This window comes from Longispora albida DSM 44784 (assembly GCF_000379825.1).
GTDB classification, from domain to species: domain Bacteria; phylum Actinomycetota; class Actinomycetes; order Mycobacteriales; family Micromonosporaceae; genus Longispora; species Longispora albida.
The window spans coordinates 115,598-122,249 of record NZ_KB903819.1 but is presented as its reverse complement, the minus strand read 5'-3'; the positions used below and the strand labels follow the sequence as shown (position 1 = coordinate 122,249).

General features: G+C 68.0%; 5 protein-coding genes and 1 rRNA gene. 3 read left to right on the top strand and 3 right to left on the bottom strand.

The features are described from left to right. Positions 1–126: 126 nt before the first annotated feature. Both rrf and A3G1_RS34495 read left to right on the top strand, forming a co-directional pair. Positions 127–243: ribosomal RNA gene (rrf, locus tag A3G1_RS0112115) — 5S ribosomal RNA — on the top strand. A 181-nt stretch (positions 244–424) separates the two neighbouring features. After that, positions 425–3,037 carry a M4 family metallopeptidase gene (locus A3G1_RS34495; protein ID WP_083936885.1) on the top strand — a complete coding sequence of 871 codons (2,613 nt, stop codon included), beginning with the start codon at positions 425–427 and terminating at the stop codon, positions 3,035–3,037. 65 nt (positions 3,038–3,102) lie between these two features. Here the strand turns inward: A3G1_RS34495 and A3G1_RS0112105 are convergent, their stop codons facing one another. Further along, positions 3,103–3,909 carry an SGNH/GDSL hydrolase family protein gene (locus A3G1_RS0112105; protein ID WP_018349737.1) on the bottom strand — a complete coding sequence of 269 codons (807 nt, stop codon included), beginning with the start codon at positions 3,907–3,909 and terminating at the stop codon, positions 3,103–3,105. 2 nt (positions 3,910–3,911) lie between these two features. Next, the gene (locus A3G1_RS0112100) at positions 3,912–4,631 is read right to left on the bottom strand and encodes an SGNH/GDSL hydrolase family protein (RefSeq protein WP_018349736.1); all 720 of its coding nucleotides are present in this window, start codon (positions 4,629–4,631) and stop codon (positions 3,912–3,914) included. Positions 4,632–4,713: 82 nt separating this feature from the next. Here A3G1_RS0112100 and A3G1_RS34490 point away from each other — a divergent pair, with 82 nt between their 5' ends. Continuing rightward, the gene (locus A3G1_RS34490; RefSeq protein WP_169437566.1) at positions 4,714–5,304 is read left to right on the top strand and encodes a TetR/AcrR family transcriptional regulator; all 591 of its coding nucleotides are present in this window, start codon (positions 4,714–4,716) and stop codon (positions 5,302–5,304) included. 10 nt (positions 5,305–5,314) lie between these two features. On the opposite strand, the gene A3G1_RS0112090 is transcribed toward A3G1_RS34490, so the two are convergent. Then, positions 5,315–6,589 carry an MFS transporter gene (locus tag A3G1_RS0112090; RefSeq protein WP_018349734.1) on the bottom strand — a complete coding sequence of 425 codons (1,275 nt, stop codon included), beginning with the start codon at positions 6,587–6,589 and terminating at the stop codon, positions 5,315–5,317. Between the last annotated feature and the right edge of the window lie 63 nt (positions 6,590–6,652).

Genomic DNA, 6,652 nt, shown 5'->3' with positions numbered 1-6,652 from the left:
TTACCCAGCACCGCAATCAAGAATGTTTCGCGTCCACTATCCGGTTCTGGAAAAACAACCACCAAACCATCGGGGTTCACCAGCAGGTGAGAACCCGGACCAGGTTTGGGGTTGGTTCCGCAGGGTTACGGCGGTCATAGCGAAGGGGAAACGCCCGGTAACATTCCGAACCCGGAAGCTAAGCCCTTCAGCGCCGATGGTACTGCCCCGGGGACGGGGTGGGAGAGTAGGACACCGCCGGACATCTTTTCAACGCTGGCCTGGTACTCACACTTGTGGGTACCAGGCCAGCGTTTTTTGCGTGTGCACTATCTGGGGCGTTGATCGCAAGGGATTTGCCAATACCTGACAAGCCGCGTACACGATCTTTCATCGGCTGTTATGGGTGTAACACCCCTTTGTCTCCTTACGATAGGGAGCACCCATGAAACGATCCCTCGCGGCTGGGGGAGCGCTGGTCTTCGCGGCCGCGTTCCTCTCGGCGTTGCCCCAGGTGGCCAGCGCCGGGCCTCAGCTGTCCCTCGCTGACCGGGCACTCGCTCACGTCAGCGGTACTCATAGCGCTGCGATCAACGCCGCTCCTGGTGAGGCGTACCAGGCTGGGCGGAGTGTCGTGGACCCGGACGGCACGTCGCATGTGCGGTTCACGCGGACGTACCAGGGCCTGCCGGTTCTTGGTGGTGATTTTGTCGTCCACAGTGGCCGGGGCGGTGAGTTCCGGGGTGCGACGAGCGGGCTCACGCAGCCGTTGACCGTCGGGACCAGGGCGGGTGTCGCGGCTCCTGGTACGGGTGGGCGGCTGGTTGTCGACGCCTACGACGGTACGGGGCGGCTGGCCTGGGAGACCGTTGTCAGTGGAGCGGCCGCCGACGGGCAGACGCCGAGCAGGCTGCACGTGGTGACCGATGCCGGTACCGGGAAGGTGATCCGGACTTTTGATGAGGTGAAGACGCTCGGCGGGCGGGCCGGTGGCCCGGGCGGGAGTGACGGGGCGGCGATGGTCGCAGGTACCGGAAATAGCATCTACTCCGGGACCGTGACAGTCGACACGACCTTGAGCGGCAGCACCTATTCCATGGTGGACCCCTCGCACGGCAACGGCTCGACCTGCGACATGAACCAGGGCAGCAGCACCTGCACGACGTTCACCGACGCGGACAACGTCTGGGGTAATGGCACCCAGACCAGCAGGCAGTCCGCGGGTGTCGATGCGCACTACGGTGCCGCGCTGACCTACGACTACTTCAAGAATGTCCACGGGCGGAACGGCATCTTCGGTAACGGTGCTGGTGTCCCGAGCCGCGTGCACTTCGGCAGCAACTACATCAACGCCTTCTGGAACGGGTCGACCATGACCTACGGCGACGGCCAGAGCAACCAGCGCCCGCTGGTCGCGATCGACGTGGCCGGTCACGAGATGGGTCACGGGGTCACGGACAACATCATCCCGGGTGGGCTCACGTACTCCGGCGAGTCGGGCGGGCTCAACGAGTCGGCGTCCGACATCTGGGGCAACATGGTGGAGTTCTACGGCGGCAACGCCAACGACCCTGGTGACTACACCGTTGGCGAGAAAATCAACATCTTCGGCAACGGGAACCCGCTGCGCTGGATGTACGACCCGAAGCTCGACGGGTCCTCGAAGAACTGCTGGTACGACGGGATCGGCAACATCGACGTGCACTACTCGTCGGGCGTCGGGAACCTCGCGTACTTCTTCCTGGCCGAGGGCAGCGGTAACACCCCGTACGGGAACGCGCCGCTGTGCGCGGGTGCCCAGCCGGTGACCGGGCTCGGCCGCGCGAAGGCGGAGAAGATCTGGTACCGGGCGATGGACATCTACTTCACAAGCTCCACGAAGTACGTGTCCGCGGGCAACAGCAACGACTCGCGGGCGGCGACGCTGTCGGCGGCCACCGACCTGTACGGGTACTGCTCGGCGGAGTACAAGACGGTGCAGGCGGCCTGGGCGGGTGTGAACGTCGCGGGCGAGGACCTGCCGTGCACCACGCCTGCGGCGGGTACACTGCGCGACTACAACGGCGATGGGCGAGCGGACCTGGCGCTGACGGGTGGCGCGGGCTGGTCGACGATCCCGGTCGCGTTCTCGAACGGGAACGGCACGTTCAACGTGACGAACAGCGGGGTCGCGAACTTCCCCGGCTGGGCTGCGGTGGCGAATGTCCAGGCCGTGTACGGCGACTTCAACGGTGACGGGCGTGCTGACATCGCGTTGTCGGGCGGTGCTGGGTGGTCGACGGTTCCGGTCGCGTTCTCGAATGGGAACGGGACGTTCAGCGTGACGAACAGCGGGGTCGCGAACTTCCCGAGCTGGGCAACGGTTTCCGGCGCGAAGCTGGTTGCCGCTGACTTCAATGGGGATGGTCGTGCGGACCTGGCGTTGACGGGTGGCGCGGGGTGGTCGACAGTGCCGGTGGCGTTCTCGAATGGGAACGGGACGTTCAATGTGACGAACAGCGGGGTCGCGAACTTCCCGAGCTGGGCTGCCACGGCCAACGTGAAGGCTGTCGCGGGCGACTTCAACGGGGACGGGCGCTCGGATCTCGCGCTGACTGGTGGTGCTGGCTGGTCGACGGTTCCGGTGGCCTTCTCGAACGGAAACGGGACGTTCAGTGTGACGAACAGTGGCGTGGCGAACTTCCCGAGCTGGGCTGCCACCGCCAACGTCAAGGTTGCGGCTGGCGACTACAACGGCGATGGGCGTGCGGATCTGGCGTTGTCGGGTGGCGCGGGGTGGTCGACAGTGCCTGTGGCGTTCTCGAACGGGAACGGCACGTTCAGCGTGACGAACAGTGGCGTGGCGAACTTCCCGAGCTGGGCAACGGTTTCCGGTGCGAAGCTCGCGTCGGGTGACTTCAACGGTGATGGGCGAGCGGACCTGGCGCTCGCGGGCGGCGCTGGCTGGTCCACCGTGCCGGTCGCGTTCTCGAACGGGAACGGGACGTTCACCATCACGAACAGTGGTGTGGCGAACTTCCCGGGCTGGGCTGCTACCGCCAGCGTGAAGCTGGTCTAGGAGCTCTGCCGCGATGCCCGGGTTGCTGTGGCAGCCCGGGCATCGCGCGTCTGGGCGCGTTCTGTTCAGGTAGACAGCCAGGAGCTGACCAGGGCGGTGACGATGGTGCCTGCCCGGTTGGTGAGGTGGATGTGGTCGACGAGGAGCTGGCGGCCCGCGCGGTCCGCTATCTCGTCCCAGCTGCGGCCGAGTATGTAGTGCTGGGTCGCGGCCGTAAGCGCCAGGGGGAAACTGAAGTCGTATGGGCTGCGGGTGGCGGGGTGCTCGGACAGGTAGGCCGTCATGTTCTCGTTGACAGGTAGGTACGTGAGCGTGAAGCGGGTGGCTGTTTCGCGGATGACGGCGTTGTACTCGTGGAGTTTCCGGTTCATCGGGCCGGTGAGGTCTTCGCCCAGCGGCGGCAGGGACATGAGGGCTATCCGCGCGCCCGAGGGTGCGAGCTTCGTGACGATGCCTTCCAGGTTGGTCCGGTAGGTGGTGGGCGGGACCCCGTTACGGACGTCGTTGGCGCCGATGAGGATCGTGACTGCGGCGGGACTGCAGGCTGTGATGGACGGGATCCGGGCCAGGAGGTCCGCGCTGGTGCTGCCGTTGACGCCAGCATTGACGAACTCGTAGGCGGGGTGCTGGGTGCGCAGGGTGCCGACCCAGTCGGCCCCGAGGGCGCCTTGTGTCGCACTCGCGCCGGCTGTGACCACGATGGGCAGCCGGGGGCTGGCAGCGGGACAGGCTTGGGCTGGCGGGTTCGTGGCTGGGCGGGCGAAGGCCAGGTAGCCTGCGGTTCCTGCCAGGGCGAGCGCTCCGGTGAGTACACCAGCCAGGAAGATGGCCAGCGTCGTGAGCAGCCGTCGTTTCGGCGGTGGCTGCCGCATGGTCAGTACTGCCGGTTCTGGGTGGCGAAAGTGCTGATCAGGTCGGCGATCATGGTGGCGCCCCGGTTGTTGAGGTGGATCGTGTCCGTGGTCAGGCGCAGGCCCCGGGAACGGGAGATGCTGTCGAAGCTCCGGCGGAGGACGAAGTGCTGCGTTGCCGCCGTGGCGGCGAGCAGGACTCCGGGGCGGAAGGCCGTGCGGGGCTGCTGGTGGTGGGTGCGCAGGTAGTCCAGCATCTGCTCGAAGAGTGGCAGGTAGGTGGCCCCGTGTTCGGTGGCCACCTCGCGGACGATCGCGGCGTACGTGGCTGCCAGCTGGTTCGGCGTCGAGCCGGGGTCCTCGCCGATGACGGGCGGGGACAGGAGGGCCACGCGGGCGTGGGTGCTGGCGTGGAGGCGGCTGACGATCGCGGACAGGTTCTCGCGGTACGTGGCGGCGGTGGGGGCACTGGTGAGCTTCCAGCGCTTGCGGAGCGAGGCGGCGTCCTTGGCGGACAGCGCGGACCGCAGGTCGTTGGTACCGATGAGGACAGTGACGATGTCGGGGTCGGAGTCGATCACCTCGCCGATGCGGGCGCGGAGGCCGGACGAGAGCTCGTAGTTCACCCCCGCGCTGGTGACGTCCCAGCCGCCCACGCCGGCCGGCCGTTCGCGGAGCATCTGGACGTAGTCGGCGCTGACCTGGGCGCGGGTGAGGCTGTCCCCGGTACACACGATCTTCATAGCTGTCACCCTCTTGGTTAGTGAGTGCTTACTCACCACTACGATGGTGAGTAAGCACTCACCCCGTCAAGAAGGTGTGACCGTGACAACACGCGACAGGATCCTGGACGCAGCGGCCGAGGTGATCGGACGGCTCGGGCTGGCGAAGACGACCACCAGGGAGATCGCCCGGGTGGCCGGTTTCGCCGAGGCGACCATCTACAAGAACTTCCGGGACAAGGAGGACCTGGTCACGCGGGTGCAGCTGGAGCGGATGCCGTCGTTCTTCCGGCTGGTACAGGGGCTGCCGGGGCGGGTCGGGCAGGGCACTGTGCTCGGGAACCTGACCGAGTTCACCGAGGCGGCGCTGGAGCACTACCGGCAGACGTTCCCGATGGCCGCGTCGCTGTTCGCCGAGCCCCGCCTGCTGGCGGCCCAGCGGGAGGCACTCCGGAAGGTCAACGGCGGGCCGCACCTGGCGAACGACGGCCTGGCGGCCTACCTGCGGGCCGAGCAGGAACAGGGCCGGATCGGCCCGGAGGCCCAGCCGGACGCGGCAGCCGCGCTGCTGATCGGGGCCTGCTTCCAGCGGGCGTTCCTCGACCACTTCGCCGGGGTGGACGTGGCGCCGGCCGGGCCCGGGGCCGCCGACCTGGCGAGGGCTGCCGTGGAGGGATTCGGGCTGGCCAGCTAGCTCGGCGTGGCTAGTCAGCCAGGTTCCGGTCGCGGGTTTCGGGGAGCTTGAGGACACAGAGGAGGCTGAGGACGGCCATCGCCGCCAGGTACAGGGCGACGGAGGACGAGCCGTGGGTGGTCTGGAGGCGGGTCGCGACGATCGGGGGGAGTGCCCCGCCGACCACGCCGCCGAGGTTGTACGCGAGGCCGGCGCCGGTGTAGCGGCAGGCGGTCGTGAACAGCTCGGGGAGGACGGCGCCCATGACCCCGTAGCCGAAGCCGGCCACGCCGAGGGTGCCGGCTAGGGCGAGCAGCACGAGCCACGGGTCGGCGGTGTCGAGGAGCGGGAAGAGGACGAAGGCCCAGCAGAACGCGCCGGTGTAGCTGAGCAGGAGCACGCGGCGGCGGCCGTAGCGCTGGCCGAAACCCGCGCCCCACCACGTCGCGAGGCCCTTGGCGGCGATCGCGGCCATGGCGAGCACGAGGACGAGGCTGCGGTCGAGGCCGAGGACAGTGGTGGTGTAGGCGAGGCAGTACGCGGTCGCGGTGTAGAAGAAGGTGTACTGCACGACCATCGCCCCGCTGCCCAGGAGCAGCTCGCGCCACTGGTGCCGGACGACCGTCCTGAGGGGACTGGCGACGGGGGCCGAGGCGGCGAACACGGGTGTTTCGAGGACCTTGAGGCGGACGTACAGACCTGCCATGACGAGGGTGGCGCTGAGCAGGAACGGGATCCGCCAGCCCCAGGCCAGGAACGCCTCCGGGCTCACGGCCAGCGTGACGGCCAGGAACACGGCGTTGGCGGCGATGAAGCCGACGGTCGGGCCGAGCTGGGGGAAGACGGCGTACAGGCCGCGTTTGGCCTGTGGCGCGTGCTCGGCGGCCAGCAGCGCGGCCCCGCCCCACTCGCCGCCCAGCCCGAAGCCCTGGAGGAAGCGGAGCACGACCAGGATCACGGGGGCCGCGATGCCGATCGAGGTGTACCCGGGCAGCAGGCCGATCGCGAACGTCGCCGCGCCCATCAGGAGCAGCGCGCCGACCAGGGTGCTCTTGCGGCCGTAGCGGTCTCCGAAGTGGCCGAACACCACAGAGCCCAGCGGGCGGGAGGCGAAGGCGACGGCGTACGTGGAGAAGGAGGCGAGGGTGCCGCTCAGCGGGTCGAGGGCCGGGAAGAAGACCTGGCCGAAGACGAGCGCGGCCGCGATGCCGTACGCGAAGAAGTCGTAGAACTCGATCGTCGTGCCGGCGAAACTGGCGACGGCGAGGCGGCGCAGGCTGGTGGTCTGCTGCTGGTCAAGAATCACGACCGGACAATACCGGCATATGACTACATGCAGGGCGGCCGGGCGCGGGGTGCGTCCCGTGCC